At 56.0% G+C, this 26,506-nt stretch carries 21 protein-coding genes and 2 pseudogenes; 9 read left to right on the forward strand and 14 right to left on the reverse strand.

What is annotated here, in order from left to right; genetic code table 11:
* The first annotated feature begins 191 nt into the window (after positions 1-191).
* The 5 genes from RAK1035_RS01880 to RAK1035_RS01900 are packed head-to-tail and all read left to right on the forward strand — an operon-like array spanning position 192 to position 7,866.
* Complete coding sequence (locus RAK1035_RS01880) at positions 192-395, forward strand: type II toxin-antitoxin system Phd/YefM family antitoxin (RefSeq protein WP_037296677.1); 204 nt, start codon at positions 192-194, stop codon at positions 393-395.
* Entirely contained in the window at positions 392-2,494 is a 2,103-nt protein-coding gene (locus tag RAK1035_RS01885) for a class I SAM-dependent DNA methyltransferase (protein ID WP_008279193.1), read from the forward strand. The genes RAK1035_RS01880 and RAK1035_RS01885 overlap by 4 nt, the downstream gene beginning before the upstream one ends.
* A complete protein-coding gene (locus RAK1035_RS01890) occupies positions 2,491-3,630 on the forward strand; it encodes a restriction endonuclease subunit S (protein WP_112303053.1) in 1,140 nt (379 codons plus the stop codon). The genes RAK1035_RS01885 and RAK1035_RS01890 overlap by 4 nt, the downstream gene beginning before the upstream one ends.
* Entirely contained in the window at positions 3,627-4,421 is a 795-nt protein-coding gene (locus tag RAK1035_RS01895; protein WP_008279196.1) for a hypothetical protein, read from the forward strand. The genes RAK1035_RS01890 and RAK1035_RS01895 overlap by 4 nt, the downstream gene beginning before the upstream one ends.
* 19 nt (positions 4,422-4,440) lie before the next feature.
* The gene (locus RAK1035_RS01900; protein WP_008279197.1) at positions 4,441-7,866 is read left to right on the forward strand and encodes a type I restriction endonuclease subunit R; all 3,426 of its coding nucleotides are present in this window, start codon (positions 4,441-4,443) and stop codon (positions 7,864-7,866) included.
* Positions 7,867-8,054: 188 nt separating this feature from the next.
* On the opposite strand, the pseudogene RAK1035_RS01905 reads toward RAK1035_RS01900, so the two are convergent.
* The 7 genes and pseudogenes from RAK1035_RS01905 to RAK1035_RS20110 all read right to left on the reverse strand — a co-directional run.
* A pseudogene (locus RAK1035_RS01905) lies at positions 8,055-8,492 on the reverse strand (integrase core domain-containing protein); the annotation flags it as partial.
* A 139-nt stretch (positions 8,493-8,631) separates the two neighbouring features.
* Positions 8,632-10,497 carry an AAA family ATPase gene (locus tag RAK1035_RS01910; protein ID WP_008279199.1) on the reverse strand — a complete coding sequence of 622 codons (1,866 nt, stop codon included), beginning with the start codon at positions 10,495-10,497 and terminating at the stop codon, positions 8,632-8,634.
* Positions 10,498-10,662: 165 nt separating this feature from the next.
* Positions 10,663-12,282 (reverse strand): tetratricopeptide repeat protein, encoded by a 1,620-nt coding sequence (locus RAK1035_RS01915; RefSeq protein ID WP_037296683.1) that lies wholly within the window; start codon positions 12,280-12,282, stop codon positions 10,663-10,665.
* Between the two features lie 53 nt (positions 12,283-12,335).
* Positions 12,336-12,677 carry a hypothetical protein gene (locus RAK1035_RS01920; RefSeq protein ID WP_008279202.1) on the reverse strand — a complete coding sequence of 114 codons (342 nt, stop codon included), beginning with the start codon at positions 12,675-12,677 and terminating at the stop codon, positions 12,336-12,338.
* 1 nt (position 12,678) lies between these two features.
* Positions 12,679-13,182: a hypothetical protein gene (locus tag RAK1035_RS01925; protein WP_008279203.1), complete on the reverse strand. Its 504-nt coding sequence runs from the start codon at positions 13,180-13,182 to the stop codon at positions 12,679-12,681.
* Positions 13,175-13,330, reverse strand: a complete 156-nt coding sequence (locus RAK1035_RS20105; protein WP_008279204.1) for a hypothetical protein — start codon at positions 13,328-13,330, stop codon at positions 13,175-13,177. Before RAK1035_RS20105 ends, RAK1035_RS01925 begins: the two co-directional genes overlap by 8 nt.
* A gap of 64 nt (positions 13,331-13,394) precedes the next feature.
* Positions 13,395-13,547, reverse strand: a complete 153-nt coding sequence (locus tag RAK1035_RS20110; protein ID WP_008279205.1) for a hypothetical protein — start codon at positions 13,545-13,547, stop codon at positions 13,395-13,397.
* A 313-nt stretch (positions 13,548-13,860) separates the two neighbouring features.
* Here RAK1035_RS20110 and RAK1035_RS01930 point away from each other — a divergent pair, with 313 nt between their 5' ends.
* Positions 13,861-14,322 (forward strand): hypothetical protein, encoded by a 462-nt coding sequence (locus tag RAK1035_RS01930; RefSeq protein ID WP_008279206.1) that lies wholly within the window; start codon positions 13,861-13,863, stop codon positions 14,320-14,322.
* A 113-nt stretch (positions 14,323-14,435) separates the two neighbouring features.
* On the opposite strand, the gene RAK1035_RS01935 is transcribed toward RAK1035_RS01930, so the two are convergent.
* From RAK1035_RS01935 to RAK1035_RS01965, 7 genes and pseudogenes are all read right to left on the reverse strand, one after another.
* Entirely contained in the window at positions 14,436-15,551 is a 1,116-nt protein-coding gene (locus RAK1035_RS01935) for an ATP-dependent DNA helicase (protein ID WP_008279207.1), read from the reverse strand.
* Positions 15,552-15,908: 357 nt separating this feature from the next.
* Positions 15,909-16,925, reverse strand: coding sequence for a hypothetical protein (locus RAK1035_RS01940; protein ID WP_008279208.1), 1,017 nt, complete (start codon positions 16,923-16,925; stop codon positions 15,909-15,911).
* 73 nt (positions 16,926-16,998) lie between these two features.
* The gene (locus RAK1035_RS01945; RefSeq protein WP_008279210.1) at positions 16,999-17,586 is read right to left on the reverse strand and encodes a hypothetical protein; all 588 of its coding nucleotides are present in this window, start codon (positions 17,584-17,586) and stop codon (positions 16,999-17,001) included.
* A 268-nt stretch (positions 17,587-17,854) separates the two neighbouring features.
* Positions 17,855-18,376 carry a hypothetical protein gene (locus tag RAK1035_RS01950; RefSeq protein WP_037296685.1) on the reverse strand — a complete coding sequence of 174 codons (522 nt, stop codon included), beginning with the start codon at positions 18,374-18,376 and terminating at the stop codon, positions 17,855-17,857.
* Between the two features lie 403 nt (positions 18,377-18,779).
* Positions 18,780-19,094 (reverse strand): hypothetical protein, encoded by a 315-nt coding sequence (locus RAK1035_RS01955; protein ID WP_254683686.1) that lies wholly within the window; start codon positions 19,092-19,094, stop codon positions 18,780-18,782.
* Positions 19,095-19,221: 127 nt separating this feature from the next.
* Positions 19,222-19,347 (reverse strand): hypothetical protein, encoded by a 126-nt coding sequence (locus RAK1035_RS20615; RefSeq protein ID WP_008279213.1) that lies wholly within the window; start codon positions 19,345-19,347, stop codon positions 19,222-19,224.
* 589 nt (positions 19,348-19,936) lie between these two features.
* Positions 19,937-20,439, reverse strand: a pseudogene (locus RAK1035_RS01965) (calcium-binding protein); the annotation flags it as partial.
* 344 nt (positions 20,440-20,783) lie between these two features.
* Between RAK1035_RS01965 and RAK1035_RS01970 the strand changes: the two are divergent.
* The 3 genes from RAK1035_RS01970 (at position 20,784) to RAK1035_RS01980 (ending at position 26,502) form a co-directional block, all read left to right on the forward strand.
* A complete protein-coding gene (locus RAK1035_RS01970) occupies positions 20,784-22,655 on the forward strand; it encodes a DUF262 domain-containing protein (RefSeq protein WP_008279218.1) in 1,872 nt (623 codons plus the stop codon).
* A 675-nt stretch (positions 22,656-23,330) separates the two neighbouring features.
* Positions 23,331-25,172 carry an ATP-dependent nuclease gene (locus RAK1035_RS01975; RefSeq protein ID WP_037296689.1) on the forward strand — a complete coding sequence of 614 codons (1,842 nt, stop codon included), beginning with the start codon at positions 23,331-23,333 and terminating at the stop codon, positions 25,170-25,172.
* The gene (locus tag RAK1035_RS01980; protein ID WP_008279220.1) at positions 25,162-26,502 is read left to right on the forward strand and encodes an ATP-binding domain-containing protein; all 1,341 of its coding nucleotides are present in this window, start codon (positions 25,162-25,164) and stop codon (positions 26,500-26,502) included. Before RAK1035_RS01975 ends, RAK1035_RS01980 begins: the two co-directional genes overlap by 11 nt.
* Positions 26,503-26,506: the final 4 nt, after the last annotated feature.

Below are 26,506 nucleotides of genomic sequence, written 5' to 3' on the forward strand. Positions count from 1 at the left end.
CGAGGGGCGACAACCTTGCGGGCTCATTTTGAAAGCTCTGCGAGTCCAGTTTCCCATCGATTGGAGCAGTCAGCGCGCATTGCTGCGACTTTGAATTCCGCAAGCACTTGGTGACCACGCCCGGCTCGATGGATGGCTTGTGCTTTTTAGCCAATTTGGCCAAAGTAAGCCGTGCAACAGCGGAGAGTCAGATGCAGATCCTGACCGCGAAAGACGCGAAGTACGGCTTCGGGCGGCTGATTGATCTCGCCCGAGCCGAGCCTGTCGCGGTGGCGAAGCATGGACGCCCCGTTGTCGTCGTGCTGGCAGTCGAGGAATACGAGCGGCTGAGGGCGCTGGACAAGCCTGGCATCAGTCCGGGTGAACAAAACGCAGGAAAGAAAACGAGCGAATGATTGCAGACCACCTGACCGGGATCGAACAGTTCGGCGCGGACCTCTGGAAGATGGCCGACGACCTACGGGCCAATTCAGGCCTCGCGTCGAACGAGTACTTCATGCCCATCATGGGGCTCCTTTTCCTGCGGCAGGCCACGAACCGCTACTATGCTGCTCTCTCCGCCATCGAGGCCGACAAGGCCGCCGGAAAGATGCCCGATCGTCCGCTGGTCGACGCCGACTTTCGCCGTCGTCGCGCAATGTTGCTGCCCGAAGCGGCCCGATACGACGTGATCCTCGACATGCCCAAGGGCGGTCAGCTTGGTGCCGCGCTCACCGCCGCCATGGAGGAGGTCGAGAAGCATTTCCCGCCCCTCGCTGGCCAGTTGCCCAAGGACTACGAGCGCTTCGACGACGACCTGCTGGAAAGCATGATGCGCAAGTTCGACACCGAGGCCCTGCGCAATGCTTCCGGCGACGTCTTCGGCCGCATCTACGAATACTTCCTCGCTGAGTTCTCCAAGCAGGGCGCCCATGACAACGGCGAATTCTTCACGCCGCCCTCCATCGTCCAGACCATCGTCAACGTGATCGAGCCAGACCACGGCATCGTCTTCGATCCGGCCTGCGGCTCCGGCGGCATGTTCGTGCAGTCCAGCCACTTCATCGAGGACGCCGGCCAGGACACGATGAAGCGCGTCACCTTCTACGGCCATGAGAAGAACGAGACGACCGCGAAGCTCGCCCAGATCAACCTCGCCGTTCACGGCCTGCAGGGCACGATCCGGGCCGGGAATGATGCGATCACCTACTACAAGGACCCGCATGAGCTGGTCGGCAAGTGCGACTTCGTCATGGCCAATCCGCCCTTCAACGTGGACGAGGTCGACGCCGACAAGGTCAAGGGTGACAAGCGGCTGCCCTTCGGCCTGCCGGGCGTGAACAAGGCCAAGAAGGTCTCGAACGCCAACTATTTGTGGATGTCCTACTTCTACAGCTATCTGAACGAGAACGGCCGCGCCGGGGTCGTCATGTCCAGCCAGGCATCCAGCGCAGGGCGGGACGAGGCGGTCGTTCGCCAGAAGCTAATCGAGACTGGCGCCGTCGACGTGATGATCGATATCCGCGGCAACTTCTTCTACACGCGCACGGTGCCCTGCCAGCTGTGGTTCTTCGACCGGGCGAAGGAACGTGACCCCGAGCGCGCCGATCACGTCCTGATGCTCGATGCGCGCAACAACTACCGTAAGGTGTCGCGCGCCATCTACGATTTCGCACCCGAGCAGCAGAAGAACATTGCCGCTATCGTCTGGCTCTATCGCGGCGAGGCTGACCGGTTCCTGAAACTCGTCGAAAGCTACCTTGCGCAGGCCATTGCAGAGGGCCAGGCGACGGCGGAGCCGCTGGCAGACTATGACAAGGCGCTCGGCAAGCTCATCGAGCTGGTGCATCCCTTCGTCACCGAAAAGCGCGATCCGGATCCGCTGGCGGAAACCTGGGGCGAACTGACCGGCGCGCGGAGAACGCTGGCGGCGGATCTTGCGGGGTTCGACACCGAGGTAACCGCGAGGGCGGCGGACTGGGCGGGTGCCGCGCGCGACAATGCCGGGCTGCACGGGGCCCGCACCGGGCTGCACCCCATGGCCGACCGCTGCCGCGATATGACCAAGCAGATCGACCTCGCCGCTAAGCTGGCCGGGCGGGTGGTGGACACGGCCATCAAGGAGCTGGATGCCCGCGACCACGCGCTTTGGCCCAATGCCGAGGCCACGCGCGCCCGCAAGGCGCTGGAGGGCGCACGGGCCGCGGCGGTCGAGGCGCTGCGGACGGCGCGGTATTTCGTGAAACAGGCAGACTGGCTGCAGGAGCGGTTTCCCGATGCCGTGCTAAGGGATGTCGAGGGGCTGGTGAAGCGGGTGAGCCGGGCCGAAATCGCGGCCCATGACCACAGCCTGACGCCCGGCCGCTATGTCGGCGTGGCACCCGAGGAGGTGGATGAGGATTTCGACTTCGAGGAGGCGCTGCGGTCGATCCACATCGACCTGAAGGGGTTGAACGAGGAGGCCGCGGAACTGGCGGCGCGGATCGCCCGGAACTTCCAGGAGTTGGGGGCGTGAGATCATTCTCTGAAGTCCGCATCGGCGACATTGCGAGGGCCAAAGGCGGAAAGCGACTGCCGAAGGGTGCATCGGTCCAAGATGCACCAACTCCCCATCCCTATTTGCGCGTCGTCGACTTCGGGGAGAGCGGGATCGACCGTTCAGCAATCAGATACATCGACGAGAACGTTCATCACCAAATCCGCCGATACACGATCAATTCTTCGGAAGTTTACATCAGCATTGCAGGAACAATCGGTCGAGTTGGAATGGTCCCCAAGGATCTTTCAGGAGCAAATCTGACGGAGAACGCCGCGAAGCTCACGGACATCTCGAATGACGTAGATGCACGCTACTTGATGTATTTTCTGCGCGGTGCGACCGGGCAGGCTGCGATGGCCAATCAGACGGGCGGCACCTCGCAGCCGAAACTCGCCCTATACAGGATCGAAGAAATAAGGTTTCCCTGCCCGCCTCGAGGCGAACAGCAAGCTATCGTCTCCATCCTCTCCGCTTATGACGACCTGATCGAGAACAACCGGCGGCGGATTGCGCTGTTGGAGGAGGCGGCGCGGCTGCTCTACCGCGAGTGGTTCGTCCACTTCCGCTTCCCCGGCCACGAACACGTCCCCCTCACCGACGGCCTCCCCGAAGGATGGGAGCGGCGCGACTTTGGCAGGGTGGCCCAACTCAACTATGGAAAGGCTTTGAAGGCTGAGAACCGAGTTGATGGGCCTTTCCCCGTTTATGGGTCGAGTGGTCAGGTCGGAACCCATGATAAGGCCTTGGTTGAGGCCCCCGCGATAGTGGTTGGCCGCAAAGGGAACGTCGGCAGTGTGTATTGGTGCCCCGAAAACTTCTGGCCGATCGACACGGCTTACTTCATCTCGAAGGAGCAGTCGGATTACTGGCTCTATCTGACTCTGCCAAACATCGGCTTTCAGAACACTGACTCCGGAGTCCCCGGCCTGAACCGGGATTTTGCCTACAGCCGAAAGGTTATCGTTCCGAGCGAAAAACTAAGGCGCGAGTTCAACCTCTCTGTCCAGCCGATGCTCGAGCAGATCCAACTACTTGGGTCCTACAATCAGAAGCTCGCCCAAGCCCGCGACCTCCTCCTGCCGCGCCTGATGAACGGGGAGATCGCGGTGTGACGCAGGGTGGCTTCGATCCTCCACCTGACGAAGACCCGGCCGAAGGGATTCGGCGGTGGGTGGAACGGCTGCCGCCGAGCGCCCACACGCAATGGCTTCTGCGTCACTCGCTGCCAGGAGAACAACTGGCCGCGATCAAAGATCTGCTGCACAGGAACCAGCAAGCCGCGGCGGCAACCCAGATCAAGTTCGATGAACTCAAGCAACAGATCGCGGCCGATCCTTACAACGAGACGCTGGGCAACCTCCATGAGGAGTGGTTCTGGCGGGCGGTCTTCATGGATTCCGCGCACAGCATGTCCGCGGTCGGCATGTTGGCGCCCTTCATCGAGTCTCTGTTTGTCGCCATCTTCGAGGGGCTGAGGAAGCGGCAAGGCTCGGATGCAGGCGACAAGCGACGGCAGCGCGCCGACGACCAGTTTTGGAACCCTCAAATCGTATTCCGCAGCGAGGGGCCAAGGGACGATCTTGTTGCGGGTATCGACCAGCTGGCGGAAAGCTGCGGGCTGAAGCCCTATCTTCCCAACGATTATCGGAAAACGCTGTCCGCCCTTTTCGCCTATCGCAACAACATGCTGCACAACGGTTTCGAATGGCCAACTGAGACGATCGGCAAGTTTTCAAGCCGCATCGCGTCAGAGAAGTGGCCGGAAGCCTGGTTCACGAGCGCGGATCGGGATGGCAAGCCTTGGCTCTTTTACATGTCCCCGGATTTCTGCTCCCATTGCGTCGACCTGATCGACGGCATCATCGACGGCACCGGCCGGTATTTGAAGGGGCGCGACGCGTGATTTTTCAGGGAAGAGTTTCATGGCGGTAACCGGCATCAATAGCGAGGATCGACTGGTTCAGGCGACCTTCGCCGAGCATCTGGAAACGGTGCTGGGCTGGGAAAACGTCTATGCCTACAACCAGGAGGTGCTCGGGCCAGACGGCACGCTGGGGCGCAAAGACACGACCGAGGCGGTCCTGATCCGCGACCTGCGCGGGGCCCTCCACCGCCTCAACCCCGACTTGCCGGAACCAGCCATCGAGGACGCGATCCGCTCGCTGACCGTCTACGACGTCAACCGCTCCATGGTGCAGCACAACCGCGATTTCTACCGCATGCTGCGCGGCGGCGTGCCCGTCAGCTACCGCGATGCGCAGGGGCACCAAAAATCCGCCCGCGCCAGAGTGATCGACTTCGACAACACCCCCGGCGCCAACCGCTTCCTCGCCGTGCGCGAGTTGAAGCTGACCGGGCTCCGGACGCCCAATTACAACCGCCGCGCCGATCTGGTCTGCTTCGTGAACGGCCTGCCGCTGGTCTTCATCGAGCTGAAGGCCATCTACAAGAACATCCGGGCGGGGTTCGACGGCAACCTGCGCGACTACATGGACGAAAACGTCATCGCCCATGCGTTCCATCACAACGCCTTCCTGATCGTGTCGAACGGCGACCGCGCCCGCTATGGCTCGATCACCAGCGCGTGGGAGCATTTCAACGAATGGAAGCGACTGGAGGAGGCGGATGAAGGCAACGTCGATGCGGAGCGCCTGCTGAATGGCATGCTGGCGCATGACCGGCTGCTCGATCTGGTCGAAAACTTCATCCTGTTCGACGAAAGCAAGGCGGGCGCCGCGCGCAAGGTGGTGGCGAGAAACCATCAAGTGCTGGGCGTTAACCGTGCCGTGGCCTCGGTCGCACGGCAGGAGGCGATCAAGGCGGACATCCCGCCCGGAGAACGCCTGCGGCACCGCGTTGTCGAGTTGCCGCTGGAGCGAAAAGCGCCGACGAAGCGCAGGAAAGGCGAGCAGGCGCTTGTGCCAGCGGAAACGGCGCTGCCGTCCTTCATCCCCGAAGGTCCGGTCGACATAATCGAGCGGGCGCACCCCGATCTCGGCCGGTTGGGCGTGTTCTGGCACACGCAGGGCAGCGGCAAGTCCTATTCCATGGCCTTCTTCGCCGAGAAGGTGCGGCGCAAGGTGCCGGGTAATTTCACCTTCCTGCTGATGACCGACCGGAACGATCTCGACAGCCAGATCTACAAGACCTTCGTAGGCTGCGGCATTGCCGGGAACGATACCCCGCGCGCGGCCTCCGGCGATGATCTGGAACGGATCCTGAAGGAGAACAACCAGTACGTCTTCAGCCTGATCCACAAGTTCAACAAGGACGTGGACCCGAAGAAGCCCTACAGCGAGCGTGACGACATCATCGTGATCTCGGACGAGGCGCACCGCACGCAGGCAGGGCGGCTAGCCCGCAACATGCGCCTTGCGCTGCCCAATGCCGCCTTCATCGGCTTCACCGGCACGCCGCTGTTCAAGCAGGACGAGATTACCAAGCGCATCTTCGGCGAATATGTCTCGCGCTACGACTTCAAGCGGTCCGAGGAGGACGGGGCCACCGTCAAGCTGGTCTACGAGAACCGGGGCGAGAAGCTGGGTGTCGCCAAGACGGATCTGAACGACCGGATCGCCGAGAAGATCGAGGAGGCGGAACTCGACCCGGATCAGGCGGCGCTCCTCGATAAGCTTCTCGGGAAAGACTACGAGGTCATCACCGCCGTTGAGCGGCTCGACAAGATCGCAGCCGATTTCGTGGACCACTGCGCAACGAGGTGGGAATCCGGAAAATCCCTCTTCGTTTGTGTCGACAAGATCACCGGCGCCCGGATGCACCAGATGATCATACCGCGATGGCGGGCGAAGGCTGTAGAAGTCAGGGCGGCAGCCGATGCCAAGCAAGCCGAGGCGGATACCACGGCCGACGAAACCATGCGCGCTGTCCTCGCGGAGGAGGCGCAAGTACTGGATGCGCAGGCAACGTGGCTCGAGGAAACCATCGTCGAGATCATCATCAGCGAAGCGCAGAACGAGGTCGCGGACTTCAAGAAATGGGGGTTCGACATCATCCCGCACCGTGCCCTGATGAAGCAGGGTTTCGATACCGGGAATGGCGAACGGATCGATTTCGAGACGGCATTTAAGAACCCCAAGCACCCGTTCCGCGTCGCAATCGTCTGTGCGATGTGGCTGACCGGCTTCGACGTGGAATGCCTGTCGACGCTCTATATCGACAAGCCGATGAAGGCCCACACGCTGATGCAAGCCATCGCGCGCGCGAACAGGGTTTATCCTGGAAAGGATTTCGGCCTGATTGTCGACTACAATGGAATGCTCGCCAGCCTGCGAGCAGCGCTGGCTCAGTACGCGCTGGGCGATGATGGCACAGACGGAGAAGAGATCATCGCCCCCATCGAGGAGAGGGTGCAGGCCCTGCTCGAAGCTATCGAGGCGACCGAGGCGCATCTGAGGAGCCTCGGCTTCGACCCAAGCGTTCTGCTCGGCTCGAAGGGCTTTGTGCGCATCAGGGGTCTGAAGGACGCCGTGGAAGCCGTCTATTCGACGGATGAGTCCAAGCGGCGCTTCGAGATTCTCGCACGGCAGGTGTTCATTCGCTTCAAGGCGCTGCTGATGGAACCCAGCGCTTGGGCATACGCCGAACGACACGACAACATCGAAGCAATCTACAAGAAGCTGACCGAGCGGCGCGACACGGCTGACGTGACAGAGCTGTTGAAGGCGTTGCACCGGATCGTCAACGAGGCCATCCGGACGCAGGCGCCAGGAGACGACCAAGCCGAGGGACTGACCTTCGACCTCAGTCAGATCGATCTTGAGAAGCTGCGTGATGAATTCGCAAAGAAGGTCAGACGCAAAGCGACCGCGCTTCAGGACATTCGAGACATCGTCGAACAGAAACTCGCCGAGATGCTGGCGCGCAATCCCGCAAGAATGGACTATCAGGTGAAGTACGAGGCAATCATCGCCGACTACAATCGCGAGAAAGACCGAACCACCATCGAGGAGACCTTCCGTCGACTGGTCGAGCTCGTGAACAGTCTGGACGAGGAACAGAAGCGCGCAACGAAGGAGGGGCTTGGCGAGGATGAACTCGCGCTCTTCGACCTGCTGCTCAAGGATAACCTGGACAAGACTTCTCGCGAGCGGGTGAAGCAGGCGAGCCGCGACCTCCTTGCCTCGATAAAGACGCGCTTGGCCGAACTCGATCGCTTCTGGGAGAAGGAACAGACCAAGGCAGACGTCGAGGTCTTCATCTTGGACGAGGTCTTCGCAAGTCTACCGTCACCCCCGTTCACGCCCGATGAAAAGAAAGCACTTGCCGCAAGCGTCTACGCCCACGTGTGGCAACAGGCCGTGAATGGTGGCTTTGCGCAGGCGGCATAGCGCCGTTCGCTGATCGTTCGATCCGGGTTCCAGCAGCTTGGCAAACGGAGCTGCAAACCGCGCGCAGGGCGCATCCAGTTTAAATCTCCAGACCTCGCTAGGGCCTTCTGTGTTTGCCGCCCATTGTTCAAGACGTTTTTGACTCTGTTGGTAATCTCCCCATTCTTAACGGGGTGCATCCGTAGAACTTACGTGGCCATTTTCAGTTTCATGGCGGGTGTGATGCCGCCGATGCCCAGTCGCGGGCAGTCGTTTTTATATGTCCAGAGCTATTGTGTGGCCTGATCCTGTGACTCCTCTATGCTTTCGATGATGTATTGATCCAACCACTCATGCCAAACCGTCCGGTTGTAGCGCTCGACATAAGCGTTCTGCTGGGGCTGGCCGGGTTGGATGTGCTGGATCGCAACAGCATGTTTCTCAACCCATTTTCTCAGCATTTCGCTGATTTATTCGGGGCAGTTGTCGACCCTGATCGTCCCGGGCTTTCCGCGCCATTCTATGATCCTGTCCAGACCACGGATGACCCTTTCTGTAGGAAGCGAGAAATCAACCTCGATCCCCAGTCCCTCACGGTTGAAGTCATCCAGTACGTTCAAAAGCCGGAACGCACGTCGATCGCCGACGTTACACAGCGCGTCATATCGCTTGCAATTGGCTTCGGGCCGCAGGGTGAGCAGCGGGTAATCTCGCGGCTCGTTTTGAAATTGCGAAATGGATCAGGTTTGCTCATATCCAGTCGCTACAAATCCCCCGCCTCGCGTCTCAAGCTGGTTTTGTCTGATAGCGCCGCCGCGTGACATGGTCCGGAAAAGTTTCCCCATAGTTCTCAAGTTCTGGAGCCGAGCAGATAACTGTCAGCGAGCTACCTTCCTGACTGCGCTTAAGGCGGGTCAGTCCAGCGTAGAGGAGGGCAAGATTTTCACGATGAGAAGCCGTAGTTATATATACAACCAGAAGGCGCGCTTCCCACCCCTTGAAACTGTGTAGCGTGGTCGCCTTTAGTTCCGCCCGCCCCATAAAAAAGGCCATCTTCTGACGTCTATCATCGGTGGCACTGAAAGTATTGACGGTTTGAATGCCCTTTCGAGCGAGTTTTTTGACGATGCCATCGCCAGATATCTTCCGATCGGTCAAGAGGGTGATATCCGCATTGGCCAGCCCACGCTGTCCAGTTTCTAGCATCATAGAAATCAACTCTTCAACGCAGCTGTCCTGAGCATTTTCCGGATCACATTGAATCCAGCGCAGCTGACAAGGGAAGAGATCGAGCGCTCCTTGATCCTGTTCCGGTAGGTCGACAAGTTTCCTCGGTAGAAATTGGCTCGCAAACCGTCTTGCGTGATCGAGAGCGTCCGGCGGCAATCTGTAGCTGACGCTCATCTGGGCCCACTGACCACCGGGAAAGCCAGCCCCTGTCATCACGTCATCTGTCCATGACCCGGCCGTGCCATAGATGTCCTGAGTAGCATCCGCGACGAGAAGCATCTCGCCCTCTGGGTTGCATGCCTTGCGCAATGTGTTCCACCAGAGCGGGTGGTAATCCTGACCTTCATCGACCAGGATAGCGTCATATTTCATGGCCCCGGGCTGGTCGATGGCCGCGCTTGCAAGCCGTGGCAGGCCAATGTTCAAGACATCCTCATCCCAGCCCGACTTCCAGAGAGCTTCGTAGGGCTTTTCCCAACCTGCTTCGTGGCAGGCCAGCTTGCACCAATGGTGGAAATTCGTGAAGCGGATGTTGCGAAGTTGCTCGGGAGCGTCGAGTTCACGCACGATCAGGTCACGAAGGTAGTGCCAGAGCGTGATGTTGAACGTGGCGACAAGAACCGACTTACCTTCTTTCGCCAGCTTCGCAGCGCGCGCGGCGACAACCAGGGACTTCCCAGATCCTGCCGGCCCCCTGATCCGACGGTATCCCGATTTCGTCCGGCTCTCGGCCAGGTTGCGCTGATTTCGATCCAGCACGAGGGGCGTTCTCTGAGTGGTAGCGAAATCTGGTTCGACCAGCCAGCCTCGCAGGTCCTTCGCGTGGTCCTCCGACATGACGTAGGAATTGTCGCGTACAGATTCCGGGAACACACTCCGGATATCACTGGCGGCAAGTTCTGCGGATCCGCTTACCGGCTGATACTTGGCGTACCTGTCATGTTGCTGTGACTGGAGGAACGGAGCCAGGAGGCGTCTCACCTGATCCGATGAAGCAAAAGGAAAGATCACGCCCGCAGTAATGGCAGCCCAGCCGTTTCTCTGTTGGAGCCTTGGACAATAGAGGTTGAAGATCTCGTCGCGATAGAGATTTACCTTTACGACAGGGTTCTCCGTCTGCAGGCTGAACTCTTTGCCATCCCTTTGGGCCCAGAGCTCGGGTCCGCAGGTGTCGTTCCTGACGAAATACCGCATGGCATCGAGGCTCCAATCTTTGACCTCAAAGACCCCGATGCCACCCCTCGGGTTCATTACCACGAAGTCCGGTCGCAGGCCGTTCAGGTGAGGCTGGACGTAGATCTCCCAATCTTGCGGTAGATGGCGTGAAAACAGGTCGAGAACCCTTGCCTCTCCAGCGGTCAGAGGTTGCCGAAGGCGCGTGAGCTCAGCCATCGGAGGAAAGATGATGCGTTGTGTCGTCATATTAAGCGTCCTTAAAATTGGAAAAGACACAGGTGGTTCATCCCCCGCATTCGGCGGACGAGTCTCTGAGATTTTGTCTGCGGAGTGGGTTGCGGGTGGTCGGGGGTGACGTGTTGCCGGGTTCCGGTCCCTAAACCTGCTGCGAGGAAAAGGGACCGTGAGACATCAGTCGCGCTTGGTGCGGTCGAGGAATGCTTTTGCATTCTGGGATCCGCTGTGTGCCGCCTTGAAAAGCCAACTGAAACCGTCCTCGGGGTCCGTGTCGATGTCATTCAGAAGCGCAAGTCCAAGGTGAAACTGGGAGGTTGCGTTGCCCTGTTCTGCGGACATCCGAAGCCAGTGAAGCGCTTCAGCCTGATCCTTTTCAGTACCATCACGGAGCAGGCTATTATGCGCGAGGGCAAATTGAGAGTCCTCATGCCCTTGCTCTGCGGCCAATCGGAACCAGCCCAACGCTTCCTTGCGATCCCGTTCCACACCGTCACCCGTGTCGAAGCAGACGCCGAGAAAGTACTGCGCCTCCATGTGTCCTTGGCGGGCTGCATCCTGCATCCATTTGATGGCACCTAGCTTATCTTCCGCCACATCCTGTCCGGCCCAAAGCGATAAGCCGACGAAGACCTGAGCAAAATGATCGCCTTGCTTTGCAAGTTGCGTCGCTTCTTCAACGGCGTCGAAACCACCGTCCGAACCAGCAAAACTGCCACTGGACATTTGGGCCGCAATCACCTTGCCGAGCACATGCATGAGCATTTCAAGATAGGATCGCTTCTCCAGCGTTCTCACAAACTCTCCTAGGGCGCTGGACGTGTCCACAGCTTCTGCAGCAAGGTCCAGCAAGCGGTTGCCCTTTGAGACGTCGCGGTCGACCCCTCGCCCAGTTGTATGCATCAGCCCGAGCAGAGCTTGCGCGTGCGCCGAACCATCCTGCGTCGCAACCTCGAGCCAATCCGTCACAGGATAAGCGTCCCTGATGTCACCTTGGTCGACGAACGCCAGTAGACCCGCAATCAAAACCGCCAGTTCATGCCCAACCGCGGCGGCACCTAGGAACCAGTGCTGTGCCTCAGCACCGTTGCCCTCCTGCTGCTTCAGCATGGCCAGCACAAAACATGCATCCGCATCTCCCGCCTCGGCCAACATCGTGATGCCATGCAGGAACTCTGCGTCGGCATCATCGTCGTTACAATTGGACATGACTGTTCCCAGAACATGCAACATGCCCAAGGAGAACGCCGCAAACTGCGGGACCATTCCAAGGTCTTTCCCATTCTTCAGGCATTTACTGGCAAAGCCATCGCCCTGCTGCTCTGCCAGCGCAAGCAACTGCATTGCCTGTGGCAGATCTCGCTCTACACCCGCTCCGGTGGCAAGCATCATACCGAGCAGAGACTGCGCCACTCCTCTGCCTTGATCTGCGGCAAGTCGCAACCAGCTCTCGGCCGCTTCAGGATCGGCATTGCGCCCCAGGCCGAAAAGGCAAATGATACCAAGTTGTTCCTGTGCCGGAGCATAGCCTTTTTCGCTGGCTTCCCTAAGGAGAGACTCGGCCTGTTTCATTCGGTCGATGTTTCGATGCGCCACGAGATGAAGGCCGGCAAGGTGGGTCATCGCTTCCACTTTACCGCCGTCGAGTGCGTTTGACAGCCAGTCTGGCACGATCACATTCTGTCCCCGCCCCTTTTCCAAGGTCACGTTCGCAAGCGAATTGAGCAACCCGTCAATTCCCAAAACATGGGCTCGTCGGGATTCTTGGTTCTTCGTCTTTCGATAGCGCAGCATCATGAATCTTTCTTTTTCGTTTCCGGGCATTTCGCGGTAGAAGGTGTAGGCAGAGGTTAGCCCGTAATTTCGATGACTCCCCGCCTGACCAGAAGATCGAGGGAGCTTCCCTGCTGAAGCGCCTCTCCGCGCTGCAGTATCTCTGCAATATGACTTGCGGCAAGTTCGAGTCGTTCGTCCGATGAGACGAGATAGAGAAACAGGCTCTCCGGAATGCCGTCGCTGGCGTGCTCAGCCGGACTTTTCGACGTCAGCTGGGCAAGAATCTCCAGCAGCGCGGAAATCTTGTTTCCAGGCCTGATGCTGAGCGCTATGTGCATATCATCGCCGGATGCACCCCGAGAAGACAGCTGTGCCAGAATGTCGGAGGCTAGGTCCGACTTCTTTCTTCGGACCATTTCAGGACTCCATCATGAGCTTGACCACTGCATGGAGGTGGCTGTTTTCTCGCTGGTACTTCTCGATCATCTTCATGAGTTTCGCCAGGTCCGCACCGTCCGTTCCGGTCATTGCAGCGACGATCACGTCGAGGTACTCTGACATTATGTCGTAAAGCCATGGTGTTGACATGATGTCATAGTCCGTTGCCACGTCCGCAGTGGCGGCCATAAGCAAAAGTGCATCTTTGTTGTCTTCCTCCATATCTGCCAGTTCTCGCGCGATGTGGTCATAGATCAGGAAGGATACGAAGTACGATGCCGACCGGCCATTGGCGTCCGCAGCCATTTTGATCACGTCATAATCCTGGCGGAGCAGTTTGATATTGTACTTCCTCTCGACGTCGTTTTTTTGCTTTAGCTCGACTGCGGCCTGATATTTTGCGGCCTGATCCTTGTGAATGATTATCTCCGGGACGTCTGCGGCAGGCGCACTTACGCGATCTGAAGTAAAGGGATCAGTCATGCCGCACACGAGAGTCGCGCAGAGGCGACGTGTTGTAATAGGTGGTGATCTTCACCTCGCCGCCATCCGCTATAACGAGGGTTGCTCCGCCCCTCTTGAGGACGCGCTCGAGCAGTTCTTTCTCTTCGGTGCTTATCGATGTGAACATTGGTGATTGCCTCCAGTTGGTTGGATAGTTGCAAACTTGTATGAGGTGGCCATCGGGATCGGTATCAGCTGTCTTGCAGCAATTTCCGGATCATCTTCCTTGAGAGGATTATCCGGTCGCCGCGGGCGTTAAATTCACCGTACTTTTCGACCAGCGCGATGACGTCACCACCGATCCTCCGCTGCGTCATGCGCATTTCCATGTGCTTCGTTTTCATTGGTCACGTTCCTGTTCTTGGTTGCAAGAAATAAATGTCATTTTTTGACCTTTATGTAAAGTCATTTTTTGACTTCTTTATAAGCATATGATATATTTATATAAAATAAATCTTTTCGAAATTGGCTGGTTAGTAATTCTGCGAATCATTTGGAGCGATAGCTCAGGCCGGAAGGCTTCAGCCGCATGGTGGGAAGTGCAGTGATCTGATCTGAGCAGGCAAACTCTCACCAAAGGCGGTAGAAGGTTCGGGCTAGGACCACAAACCAAAGGACTCTCGTCACGACTGAGGGACGATCGGGGGAGGGCGGTTCATGCGCATGGTGATGCTCCCATTCATTGGTTTCGGGCTGGGCAATCTTGACTTGGTCATGATCGACGAGGCGCACATGGCGCGTGGCGAGGATTCCAGCCTTTCGCGCATTCTCGGACCCGTCACTTGGGAAAGCGACGATACCTTCCGCCTCGGGATGACGGCGACGCCGGTCGAACTGGATTCGAAGCAATGGCTCAACACATTGAAGCGACTTCAAGGCAACGAGGCTCCGGAGATTGACGCGGAGCGGCTCGAAAGCGTGCTGAAGCAATACGTCAGGACAGTCGAGCGCCTGCAGGTGGAACAGATTGATGAAAAACTGACCAAGGAATTCGTAGGAGCTGCCAGTGCCCTGCGCAAATGCCTCCGGAAGCATGTGATCCGGCGCGACAAACGGTTATGGCCACCTGAAATTACACCGTTGACGGCTCAGAAATTACACCAAGTCCGTGGACGCTAACTTGTCTGACAGGACCAGCATGAGAGTCTGTCCGGGAGCTTGGGCAAGCGAACTGCGCCAGAATCTCCCGAACCTGAGGATCGTGTATAGTAACGATCGGTAGCTGGCACTGCCTATCCAGTGATAATCGTGACGTTTTCCTGCGCGCGGGTGATCGCCGTATACAGCCAACGCGTCTCAAATTCCCGGAAACAGCCGGATTCGTCGACAATCACAACATGGTTCCACTGACTGCCCTGCGCAGAATGCACGGTGAGTGCATAGCCATACTCGAAGTGGGGTGATGCCCTGCGTTCAGCGTCTGTCAGGCGCTTTTCTTCTCCGGTAAAGAATTCCTTGCGCATGGTGATGTTCTTTTCTTCCTCATCCGGAAAATCATCCGACACCACACGGAACACAATCTTCGCCTGGTCGGATTTATGCTCAGTTGCCGCCGATACGGCCTTGAACAACTCACCGTTGAGAACACTAAGGTTGTAATTGTTGCGCCGGCAGACCAACCGGTCACCAATCTCCGGCCATGTCGATTTAAAGCCAAGCTCCTCCCTGATCTCACGATTCAAACCATGGCGCGTGGAATTGCGGCCAACGAGGATCTGGTCCCCAGCGAGGAAATCCGGCATGTCGACCTCGTCAGAGCGGATTACGCGGCTTGTGCCGAAAGTTCCAAACCGAAGTGCCCGCCCTTCCCGGACATCCGTGGCGAGCCGCAACACGGGGCTATCCGCGGCCTGACGATGAATCTCGGTAAGCATCACATCCGGGGTCTTGTCGGTGAAGTACCCAGCCCCATTGACAGGCGGCAACTGAGCCGGGTCGCCAAGGACGAGGATCGGCACCTTGAACGATTTGAGGTCCATGGCGATCTTGTCGTCGACCATCGAGCATTCATCGATTACGATCAACTTGGCGGTTGCCGCAATGCTCGCATCGTTCAGTTCGAACTCGAAAGTTCCGTCGAACCGACGCTTGTGCTCATAGATCAACTGGTGGATCGTGCTGGCACCTTCGCAGCCATTGCGCTGCATCATGAGTGCTGCCTTGCCAGTGAAGGCGGCAAAGCAGACATCACCATCTACACCTTCGGTCAAGTGCCGTGCCAGCGTCGTCTTGCCAGTGCCGGCGTATCCGAAGAGGCGAAACACCTGCTTTCTCTTGCTTTCGTGCTTGAACCAGTGCGCGACCTTGTCGAGAGCCGCAGCCTGCTGCGGCGAGAACTTATGGGTCATATTGGTCAACTTTAATACTCCATTTTTATGGGGTGAGTTTGATTTTGAGTCAGCAGTTGGATCGGCGACCGCACCGGTCGCCGAATGGGTTGAACAAAGTTGCGAAGGAGGCGCACGTTTGTGCGATCGCCGCGGTTGATCGGAGAGGCAGAACGTGTAACGCCCCCCTAGTGCACTCTTTCTTGTTTCCGGGTGTTTGGAAGATTTTGTTTATAATAGGGGGGCGTTACAGTTCCGTCCCGGAGATGGTGACCCCGTTCCGGAAATTAGCAAAGCTGTAACGCTCCCCTATTATATTACATCTGTTCCAGTCTAATCCTGCGGAATAAGAGAGACACTAGGGGAGCGTTACACATCCTAACCTGCACGCGGCTGCTCTTCTTGCTCTGCGACGGCAATCTTGCGCTTACTCCGGAAACGGGCGACCCGGTCCCGGAGATGACGGCTCTGGCGTTCTGTGATCGGCTCCGAGCTGCCGGTCTCAGCCGTCACAGATGCAACGACGTCCTCACGCAGCTCAGTGCATGCTGTGCGCACGGGACAGCTCAGACAGGGCGGCCTGAACTCCGGCTCCTCCTCGTCCAGCGAATCCTCGGCCCCAGGCAGGCCGAAACAGCTCTGCAGAAGATCGCCGGGACCCGGGCGTTCGTGTTCGTGCGGGACGACGCAAAGGCTCCTTTCGACGCGCTCTGCGGCGAGCGACACGCCTTCCGCTCCGAAGTGGCTACACTGCTCCAGAGACAGGTAGCCGAGGGCAAGCACGTTACGCGCGATGAAGCCATCCAGCGCAGAGCTACTGCCCTCCTCAGCCTCTGTGAGCTCCTCCCGAAACCGCGTCTGCGCAGGCAGTCCCTGATCGTGGATCAACGCATATTGCGTCATGGGCTGCATTCTCGTCAGGGCGAGCCTGAGCCTGTCACCGGTCCAGAAGTCCTCCAGCTTCCCAAACCAGGCATCACGTGTTTTCCTATTAGGGCCCAGCTGGTTCGGTTGAGGAAGATGACGGCGATTGCGCGCCAGCGCGAAGTTGAAGGCAAACTCGAGATAAGTCTCGTAGGGCATCGACAGCATGTCCGCAGCCTGCCGCGCAGTCCACATCTGTGTCAGGTAGCTGTTCTGGGTCCACGTCTTGTAACCCGTCGCAATCTTGATCTGTTCTCCGGCATTGCGATCGATATTTGCCTTGTAGGCATTCTTGTACGCTTCGACGTATTTATCCTTGAAGATCTCTGTCGCCCTAAGCGGGTCAAGAAAGCGATACGCCGGCCATTTTTTCAACAGGAGCACGGCTTCAGCTGCGCGGTGCTCGCGCGGGATCACCGTCACGATGCGCCTGAGGCGGTTTATCCGCGCGTTGTTATTCATCAGTGTCATCGACACACCCTTTCGTTTCCGGAAATCCGGATTAGTTGTTCTCGTTGTATGGTTTTCGGTTTTGGCGCGGATATCAGACGCGGTGCGTCTCTTCCTCGCCATCGTCCCAACGCCCATCGGTCCAGTGACCAAGCTTGAGGGCCGTGTTACGCAAACGCGAGAATTTGCGCCGGGCATTCTCAATCATATCATAGGCGTTGATGTAAGGAGGCGCGATATAGTAGCCGTCCTTGGCCTCATCGACGGTCCGCCGCAGCCCCTCGATTTCGCGCAGGAGCTCGCTGGCGCGTTTGTCCAAGAGGCGCTCCTGTTCAGCCCGATCCAGACGCAAAAGTCTTTGCCACGACGGAAAGGGCGGCAAATGGGGCGGGTAAACACCACATTCCTCGCAGGACCCAAGTTCGAGTTTCAGATGCTCTGCTTCGAGTACATACAGGATGTGGTGTGTCAGGTTCATAAGCATTTCAAGATAAAACTCAGGGTTTCTCTCAATGCCAGCATGCCTTGCCAGTAACTCAGTGAGAAACTGGATTTCCTTAACATTGACGCCTGCTGCTTTCGCTTGAGGCAAGGACGTCTCTGCACGCGATGCTGCCTCAAGAGCTGCAGCATAGGCATTTTCCTCAGCGGTTGCATGCCGCGAGCGATTGGTGATATTCATGGTATAGCCTTTTGTTCGAGGGCTCAGGTTGGGCAAGAAGAGGGTCCTACCCCTCGGTCTTGCCATTCATTGGTGGGTCGAAATTGCCGTTTCGGCCCACCGTGTCATCAGGCAGTTCTTTCGGGTGTCATTTTCCGTTTTCGCGATCTCCTTCTATGCATCCGTTATCAAACAAGTCGCTCACTCGGGGCAACTTGTCGCCCAGTTCAATGTGTGCGAAGTCAGTTGACTATCCGGCGTTAAACCAACCAGTATTCCCGAAGTTGCACTAGTCTTCGATGACCCGCCACTCCGGCACCGAGCGACGCACCATGCGGTCAAGTTTTTCAAGCAACTTGTTCAAACGCACGGCCTCTTTCATCGCAGCGGCCCGATCCACATTCTCATCCGCCTCAAGTTCAGCCAGGCGCGCCTTGATCTCATGCCGTTTGTAATTGTTGATCGCGGTCGCCAAAAGCAGAGCCGTATCGTTGAGAATACCTACGGTAACCTCAGCACGCCCAAGCGCACCTTTGGCTCCAGCGAACAGATCACCATCACCGAACGCGGGGATCCTGTCGATCACGTAATCGTGCGGGTCACGCTCTTCGTCAAACGGTGGAAGCTCAAATCCAGCCAGGCCGGTGTATTGAATTAGATCATCGATATTGACGTCGTTTTGTGCCCATTCAGAGAATGGCATTCGATAGAGATCTGAAACAGGATCACCTCCCTGGCGGCGCAGTCGCGCCTCCTCTTCACGTTCCTTTTCGCGCTGTCGCCGCTTTCGCTCTGCCGGACTTAGAACCATGACGTTACTCCTTGATTCGATTCGTGACGTAAACATGTCACGTGACGTGTATACGTCACGCTTTCATAGTGAAGCAAGCGGTTTTTTCGCACAAGGCGAAGAATACTCTTGAAGGCTCTTAGAAAAGTTTTGCAGAGAAGCTTGAGACCAGATCTCACGCAGACAACGAGAGCGACGCACTCGCCCAATCTAAGGAACGCAGTGTTGCTCTCTAAGGAAGCGCGCCCACTACCATGTGACACAAGCCACAAGGATCACCCCAGAGCCGAAATGCCTTGAGAGAGCCTAGAGCGGCCCAAGGGCACGTGCGGAGCCTTTGCCGAGAGTTGCCACATCACGCCCCAAAGCGTTCTCACAGCCTCTCTCTGAGCCTCTGGCAGCCCAAACTTGAACGCATAATTGATCAGCCCGTCAGGTGATTGATCACTCGGTCGAACTGCGTAAGCGCCGTGATTTGAAAGCAGACCAGATCGGCATGCGCCAATTCTCGCATTGGCTTCAGTGCGGAGTGGCGACCGTATATGGGCTTTCCATTCAACCCCTTGACCGCGTTGAGAACCGAGGCGGGAGCGAGGCGGTGACCCAGACTGTTGTCCGCAAGCAGTTGGCCTACACGGCTTGCAGCGACCCAGAGGTTGGCTGGGGTCTTCGGCCCTTTTTCAAACATCAGCTCCATCACTTCGCCGCCCTGCCCACGCAACACGTAGCGCTCGGCCAACTTTCCTTGGTGACCGGCCGGATGTTCCGTGGCGCTCTCATTGAGCCTCCGCAAGCAGGCGGCCTTCAAGTCTTCTCGGTTCATTAAGCAATCTCCAGAGTCGTCAGGGCGAGCAGGCGCTCGCGGATCATTCTTCACGGTACTGCACAAACTCCGCCAACATCGCACCGGTCCACATCTCCGGCATATAGGGGATCTGGTGGCCTGTGCGGTAGGCATAACTGCGCGCGGCAATCCAGAATTCAAAAGGCATTTCGCACTTTTTCGAGATTCCCTTGTCCGGGCAGAAATTGCAGATTGCCAACGCTGTTCAGCGATTTCAGCATCTTCAGTATACAATGCACGGTCAAATTTATTCCCATCACTGTCGGTGCCGTGAAGTGCAGAGGGGTCTTTGCTTTGGGAGCTTTGGCCACGGGGCAGTGCCGGAGCCAGAATGCATCCCCTTCGCGATCGCTGAAAATCTCTAGGACTTCGCCGGATCCCATGCATTCCTGCTGGTGTCTATACCCGGATGCTGAGCCATTCCTCGGCGGTGGGAACATGAACCAAACTTGGCAATTTATTTGGAGAACCCGTCCTAGCACATGCCAGAAACCGCGCACATCACCGGCACTTTATCTGTAGAAATCGGTCTGGGATTTCGGTTAGACCGGTTGGAACGCATTGATTTCAAATTACCATTTCGGTCAAAGTGACCCTAATGGTCCAACCGGTCCAACGTTACCAGCAGACGAGGTAGGCAGTTTATCTCTCTCGTGCCGCAGCACCGTGAAGCAATCGAGCGGAGAGCTTCTCAGCTCGATATGCCCATCAGTTGAGAATGGTGGAGCCCTTCTTCATCAAAGGAACTGGAAATCATCCACCGTCAGCTGTGCGGCGGTGACACCTTCGACGAAGATCGTATTGCCGCTGACACTCATCTGCGCGCCGACCGCCGTGTCGGTGATACTCATCGCCGCCACGAAACCGGCGAGGCCGTTGCCACCGTTGCTGATGTTCTCAACGCCGGTATCGGGATCAAAGCGCCGGATGAAGAAGCGGTCGATCCCGTCCTCGAAATCGGTGATGACATCACTCTCCCCATCAAAAAATGCAGAGAACACGAATTGATCTGCATCCGCACCCCCGGTCATCACGTCATTGCCAGCACCACCATTGATCGTATCATTGCCAGTGCCGCCGTCGATGGTATCGTTGCGGCCACCACCTGCAAGGAAGTCGTTGCCTGCGCCGCTAAAGATTGTGAATCGTCACCCTCTTCGCCTCCGACACAGTCGTTGCCCTCTCCCGCGTCAGTAGTGTCGCGGCCTGTGCCACCGCCAATGCCGTCAGCGCCATCTCCCGCACCACGTTGAAGGAATTAGCGAGAAATGCCGTATCAATGTTCGCCGCGATCAGCTGCACTTCACGGCCTGTGCACGGTGCGCGCAGAGCAAATCCTTAAACAGCAAGAGGAGATCAAACGAAAAATCCCGTTTAAACGGCGCTTGCGCCACCAAACCAAAAATGCTTGTTTTCAATCAAAGATGAGCCAAAGCCTCAAGACGGAAAGCGTTTCTGCTGTCCAAATTTATCTGACGACTAACAGGCACTGACTGAAGCCCACCGCAAGATGTCCGAAGTCGATAAGATTATAGAAGTGTATGTCAGCTTGCCGAGGGCGTTCAAGACGAGGGAGAAAGTCTGATGGTCGATATCGCTCCTGACAAACAGAACATAGACAAACTGTTTGGCAACACCGCCTACTACATCGATTTTTATCAACGTGATTACAAGTGGACGGATGAGCCCGTTCGCCGCCTGCTCGACGATATATTCTACGGGTTCGATGTTACCTATGACAAAAACCAGAGCCTAGACCCCAAACCTGAGACGGTCGCTGCCAAGTACCCTTGGTACTACCTGAACACCTATGTGACCAACACTATCGATGGACGCGTTTACGTCGTCGATGGGCAGCAGCGCCTCACCACGTTGACACTCATTTTGATCAACTTGCTGCATCGGGCGGAGAAAGAGAAATCCAAACTCAAGGGTTGGATCAGCAGCAAGATTGCCGGCCAAGCCGGGTACCAGACCCATTTCTGGATGAATCACGAGCGTCACACCGAAACACTGCAGGCGCTTTATGATGATATGGATAAGATTCCTACTGATAGTGGTATCACCGCCCAAAACATGCTGGAGAATTACAATCTGATTGAGGGATACTTGGATCGCAAGTTATCGAGCTCTCACAAATTCGAAACATTCGTTTTCTACTTCCTGCAACGGCTTGTATTGATCAACCTGTCCGTAGAACAGACCGACGTGCCGATGGTTTTCGAGGTGATCAATGATCGCGGTGTGCGACTTCGCCCCTACGAAATTCTAAAGGGCAAACTGCTCGGCCAGATCGACAAGATCGAGCTTAATACAGGTGACTATAACGAAAAATGGGAGATCTGCGTCAACCGGATCAACCAGCACAAAGCAGACGAGATCGACGCCTTTTTCATTTACTATCTGAAGGCCAAGTTTGCCGATAATCGCAAGGCAGGAACGCGTTTTGACAGCGACTATCACCGTGAGATCTTCAAGCCGGACCTGAATGAAAAACTGAAGCTGGAGCGAAACCCGGGTCGCGTGAAATCATTTATCAGCGAAGACCTCGAATATTATTCCACTCTTTACAACCGCATCTGGAATCTTTCGAATAAGGAAAAGGACAGCTTTGAAGCGATCTATTACAACCGACTGAATGAGATGGACAGCCAGTTTCTTCTGATGCTTTCGGCCTGCACGGTCAACGACCCGGAAGAAGACGTCAAGCTCAAACTCATTCCCTACAACATCGACCGGCTCTTCTCGCTGCTCCGTCTCCAGCGATCCTATGACAGCAATGAATTCGCAGATGCGGTTTTCGAGATTTCGGTTGGTATTCGTGAGAAGCCGGCCGAAGAAGTCTCTGAGATATTCGAGAACAAGCTGGTTGAACTCCTTGCGAAGCGCCGGGGAACGGAAGTCTCAAACACGTTCGAGTATGGGCAGTTCCGGAACACGTCTATCACCGATATCCCTGCACGGTTTACGCGCTACTTCTTCGCGCGCGTGGATCGTTTTATCGCCCAGGGAACAAACACCGGTGAAAAACATCCCTTTGGCGATCTAGTAACGAAAACCGGTACTGTCAACGGCTTCCACATTGAACACATTCTCTCTCATAACAAGCAAAACCTTGCGATTTTCGAGAATGATGAAGAACGGTTCGAGTCAGAGCGAAACAGACTCGGAGGCATTCTGTTGATGAAGGGGAAAGACAATATTTCAAGTAATAATGAGCCCTATGTAAGAAAGCTAAAATCTTACGCAAAAACCTTGCATTGGAACGAGTCGTTGCGTGAGGATAGCTACAAGTCGAAAAAGGACTTCGAAGGTTTCATGAACAACACAAAGCTCGTATTTAAGCCTTGCGACCAGTTTGGGCCAGATGAACTTGAGGCGCGCCAAAAACTACTGTTTGATATCTCAAGATTGATGTGGGAACTGACTCGCCCCAGTTTCACCGAAGACCCATAGCTTCATTTCACACGACCATATCGAGCACGTCGCGCTGTGCATCAAAGTTTTCTTAGGCCTCTGCTGTCGGGATGTTTCCAATGGGGCCAAGCAGGCGTCTGTGGTTGAGCAAAGGACCTCTATAGCTTTCCTGAGCTTTTGATCATGCCTTGGGCAAAATTTGTCACCCTTAGTTTTTTCTCCACACCCGCAGATGCAATCTTGCTCAGCCATGATCTCGTCCAATTTCACTTCGCACCCGAGTATGATCATCCAAAATATGTGAAGCAACGACTGCTTTTGAGAAGCTAAACTGCAAGTGCTTTTGCGGCGAGTGTTACTCCGTCCCGCAAACTGTAAGTTCGAACCATGCCAGATTTTGCATGGCGCAGCGAACGTCTCCGTCGACGGGCCGCAACGCAGCATATGACCCATCGATGAACGGCGGGACTGGGCCGAGACCGACTACTAGAGGGTCACCATCCCGAGGGGCGCGTTGGGGACCTTCTCTGCACATGCGAGGAAAATTCACCTGGTTCGGAAAAGCAGACATTCTTATGTGCTATGCTTTGACAAAGCGGGTTTTTTCTTGGTGACCCAACCAACACAAATGGCATTTTCAGCGGGCAATAATCCCTGTAGTCTCACCCTAAGCGTGTATAAATCTCGTCATTTTGCTCGAAACAGGAATACTAATTGTATATTCAACGTCTAAAGATTTCAGGCTTGCGTGGGGTGCAGAACGCAGACATTACTTTTGGTAAACATTCCGTTCTTGTGGGGCCGAACAACAACGGCAAGACAACGATTGTTGAGGCTCTTGCCCTGCTGCTGGGAAGAGATCGATTGGTTCGGCGCTTGACCGAACATGACTTTTACCAAAGCAGACCGATCGAAACATCTCGAATTTTAATCATCGCAACTGTCTCTGGCTTCCCAGAGAATGATCCAGAGCATAGTCCCGCTTGGTTTGCGATGGGGCGTGGAGGTGTTGAGAAGTGGCTTAACCCAGCCACAGGCGAACTCGCCGCGTCGGCAGACGGAGAACACACAGATCTTAGTGTTCAAATTGCGTTTGCGGCTAGATTTGATCTTCAAGAGCTTGAGGCCGAAACCGTAAGGTTCTTCGTGGATGATGAAACCACGCTCGGTGATCCATTCCACGAAGACACCGTTGTCACGCCGATTTCCTCGAAGACGCTCCAAGAACTTGGTTTCTTCATGGTCCCTGCTTCTCGAACGTGGGACAAATGGATTTCATTTACGTCAGAGCTTTTTCGTCGTCTCGTTGCAACATTGGGCGGCCTCCCAGCGACTGCAATACGCGATGCGAGGGAACGTCTTTGGGAGCCAGAAGCAGGCCAGCGATTGGAAGAACAAGACGGGCTAACAACAATTGTGGAGCAGGCCAATGATGAACTTGGCAAGCTCATGCCGTCATCACCAAGGCTTCAGCTTCGCATTACAGGTACTGACAGCAACTCAGTTCTTGAAAGTGTCGTGCCCCATTTTGCGCACGGAGAAGGTCCAACTCTCCCTTCCGCGCGGCAGGGAACTGGTTTGACTTCCTTGCAAAGCCTTTTGTTGCTGATGCAGTTCGGAAAGGCCAGAGCAGATGCGAATAAGTCATTCGTCCTCGCGGTAGAGGAACCTGAGCTGCACATTCAACCTTCTCAACAAAAGCGGCTCGTCAACCGGCTAAACGCTCTCTGTGATCAGACTATTGTCACTACACACTCACCGCTAGTTGCGGCGATGTTCCCTGTCGAAGCAACTTACTTTGTCAATAACGACGATGGACAGATGTCTGTTGCTCCATTGTCAAAGACAGCACCCGCAGGTCCGACCAATCACAAGCAACACCTCTTTTTTGCTTGGCGACAAAAGCTAATTGCCGCGCTGATGCATCAGCGAGTTCTGATACCAGAAGGTATCAGCGATGTCGCTTGGCTAGAGGCGCTCCAAACTGCTTTGGAACTTAGGCAAAGTTGGGCCTCGCCTGAAGGTGAACAATCGAAGTTCTCGACGTTTGTTGGGGTCGTGCCCACAGACGACGCAAAGATCGCTGAGACGCATGAAGTGGTCAGACGTGTCCATCAAAATTGCGCAATCCTTGTTGACGGAGATCAAGCCGGAAGGGGCTACCTAGCGGAATTGAATGAGGCTGATCCATCGCCTAGCGCGGCAATCATATGGCCAACAGATTGGAAAATTGAGCACGTAATCACTTGGATTGCGGAAGCAAACCTTGAACAAGTTTTACCCAAGTTAGTTGAGGCTAATGGTACGGCAATCGGTAGCGCGGCAGAGCTTTCTGTTTTCTTGGAAGGTAGGAAGTCCTACGCCCCGACACAAGAAATCACGTCGTCGATTCTGATGGGCGAATCCGCATGCCGCAAGCGGGCAGCCCAGCTACTTAATGCACTTTGTGACACTCTGCTTGACCCATCAGTCCAGAGTTCTCCACTTTTCATTCGGGAGACGGAAGACGGTGCTGCAATGCCGACCTTCCGGTTCGAGCCACTCAATGACATTTGACTTCTTTGAAGGGCCGGCCGGGTCGGGCAAGACCTTCAGCATGGTGGCTCATGCCCGGCAATTGATCGAGAACGATGCGTTGGGTGAGGGCCAACGTATGCTTGCACTTACCTTTATGAATGGTGCGCGGCGGCGGCTCACTTCTAGCCTGAACGCCGAAGCATCATTTAGACGAAGATTTGACTGTCTCACCTTTGACTCTTTTGCTCAGTCGTTGGCCAAACGAAGAAGAGCCAAACTGACCGACGAAATGAGGCAGCAGGCCCAAGAGCTAGGCCAATTTCACGGTCCATGTTTCTTGGCCTGTGAACTCTTGAAAGATGTTGAGGTTCGTCGTTGGGTGGCTCGAACATATCCCTTGGTGCTGGTCGATGAGGCTCAAGACCTTGATGTCCATCGGCAGGGGATAGTTCTTGGTTTGAAGGAATGCTGTACGACTGTTGTTGCCGCTGACAACTTCCAGTGTTTGTCCGACGGTCAGGAGACAGCAGACTTTATCGACCAGCTAGATCAGGCGGGAACCACTCACACGCTCACCCAGAACCGCAGGACGAACAAGAACGGATTGCTGGCGGCAGCGTTGGCGGTGAGGAACGATGAAAATCTCCTAGAAATGCTGAACGAGGAAACGGTTGGGAAAACCAAGAGGGTCCATTGGGTCGGCGAAGGTATCGAGCTTTCGGAAATCCCAGCTACGGCTAAGAATCCAGGATTGCTCGCGTGGAGTTTGGCCTTTCAATTGGCACGAGGCTCTGACGATGTTGCACTTCTCACCCCGGACGCGAAGAATGCCATTATCCGAAACGCGATAGAGACCGTCGGAACAAAGTGCTGGAAATGGCCCAGCGGCGCAACTTTTGGTCCTTTTTCTATTGCGTGGGAAGGCGACGACAGCAGCATTGAGCACGGACTAGTTGAGGCAATAGGATTTCCAGCCTCAGCTTCATACGACAAGGTGTGTGCATTGTTGGAAGGGCACTTGACGCAGCCATTGGTCAAATCAGTGGACCAGCGTGTCCGCAGACTTCACAGGGTGACTGGCCAAAGCGAATTCGAAAGGGCGCAACTGGTTTCCTTTATCTCTGATGCAGTCAGAACCAACACGCGCCTTGGCTTCAAGAAAAGTGCGAAGGTCAAGGCCATGTCCATCCACGGAGCAAAAAACAGAGAATTCGACAGGGTGATCGTCCTGTGGCCACAATCAGCAACTGGAAGTGACGAGCATAAGCGGCGCTTGCTATACAACGCAATGACCCGCGCGAAGAGTCATTGTACGATTATCGTTCTTGGAAATGGTCGGCTGGAATCCGCTCCATTCGCACCATCCTAAAGAG

It is taken from the genome of Roseovarius sp. AK1035 (genome assembly GCF_003288315.1).
Taxonomy (GTDB): Bacteria; Pseudomonadota; Alphaproteobacteria; order Rhodobacterales; family Rhodobacteraceae; genus Roseovarius; species Roseovarius mucosus_A.

Excerpts from the sequence above, each read along its gene's own strand:
- RAK1035_RS01880 (WP_037296677.1), top strand. The coding sequence starts at position 192 with ATGCAGATCCTGACCGCGAAAGACGCGAAGTACGGCTTCGGGCGGCTG.
- RAK1035_RS01885 (WP_008279193.1), top strand. The coding sequence starts at position 392 with ATGATTGCAGACCACCTGACCGGGATCGAACAGTTCGGCGCGGACCTC.
- RAK1035_RS01900 (WP_008279197.1), top strand. The coding sequence starts at position 4,441 with ATGGCGGTAACCGGCATCAATAGCGAGGATCGACTGGTTCAGGCGACC.
- RAK1035_RS01910 (WP_008279199.1), bottom strand. The coding sequence starts at position 10,497 with ATGACGACACAACGCATCATCTTTCCTCCGATGGCTGAGCTCACGCGC.
- RAK1035_RS01915 (WP_037296683.1), bottom strand. The coding sequence starts at position 12,282 with ATGATGCTGCGCTATCGAAAGACGAAGAACCAAGAATCCCGACGAGCC.
- RAK1035_RS01920 (WP_008279202.1), bottom strand. The coding sequence starts at position 12,677 with ATGGTCCGAAGAAAGAAGTCGGACCTAGCCTCCGACATTCTGGCACAG.
- RAK1035_RS01925 (WP_008279203.1), bottom strand. The coding sequence starts at position 13,182 with ATGACTGATCCCTTTACTTCAGATCGCGTAAGTGCGCCTGCCGCAGAC.
- RAK1035_RS20105 (WP_008279204.1), bottom strand. The coding sequence starts at position 13,330 with ATGTTCACATCGATAAGCACCGAAGAGAAAGAACTGCTCGAGCGCGTC.
- RAK1035_RS20110 (WP_008279205.1), bottom strand. The coding sequence starts at position 13,547 with ATGAAAACGAAGCACATGGAAATGCGCATGACGCAGCGGAGGATCGGT.
- RAK1035_RS01930 (WP_008279206.1), top strand. The coding sequence starts at position 13,861 with ATGCGCATGGTGATGCTCCCATTCATTGGTTTCGGGCTGGGCAATCTT.
- RAK1035_RS01935 (WP_008279207.1), bottom strand. The coding sequence starts at position 15,551 with ATGACCCATAAGTTCTCGCCGCAGCAGGCTGCGGCTCTCGACAAGGTC.
- RAK1035_RS01940 (WP_008279208.1), bottom strand. The coding sequence starts at position 16,925 with ATGACACTGATGAATAACAACGCGCGGATAAACCGCCTCAGGCGCATC.
- RAK1035_RS01945 (WP_008279210.1), bottom strand. The coding sequence starts at position 17,586 with ATGAATATCACCAATCGCTCGCGGCATGCAACCGCTGAGGAAAATGCC.
- RAK1035_RS01950 (WP_037296685.1), bottom strand. The coding sequence starts at position 18,376 with ATGGTTCTAAGTCCGGCAGAGCGAAAGCGGCGACAGCGCGAAAAGGAA.
- RAK1035_RS20615 (WP_008279213.1), bottom strand. The coding sequence starts at position 19,347 with ATGCCTTTTGAATTCTGGATTGCCGCGCGCAGTTATGCCTACCGCACA.
- RAK1035_RS01970 (WP_008279218.1), top strand. The coding sequence starts at position 20,784 with ATGGTCGATATCGCTCCTGACAAACAGAACATAGACAAACTGTTTGGC.
- RAK1035_RS01980 (WP_008279220.1), top strand. The coding sequence starts at position 25,162 with ATGACATTTGACTTCTTTGAAGGGCCGGCCGGGTCGGGCAAGACCTTC.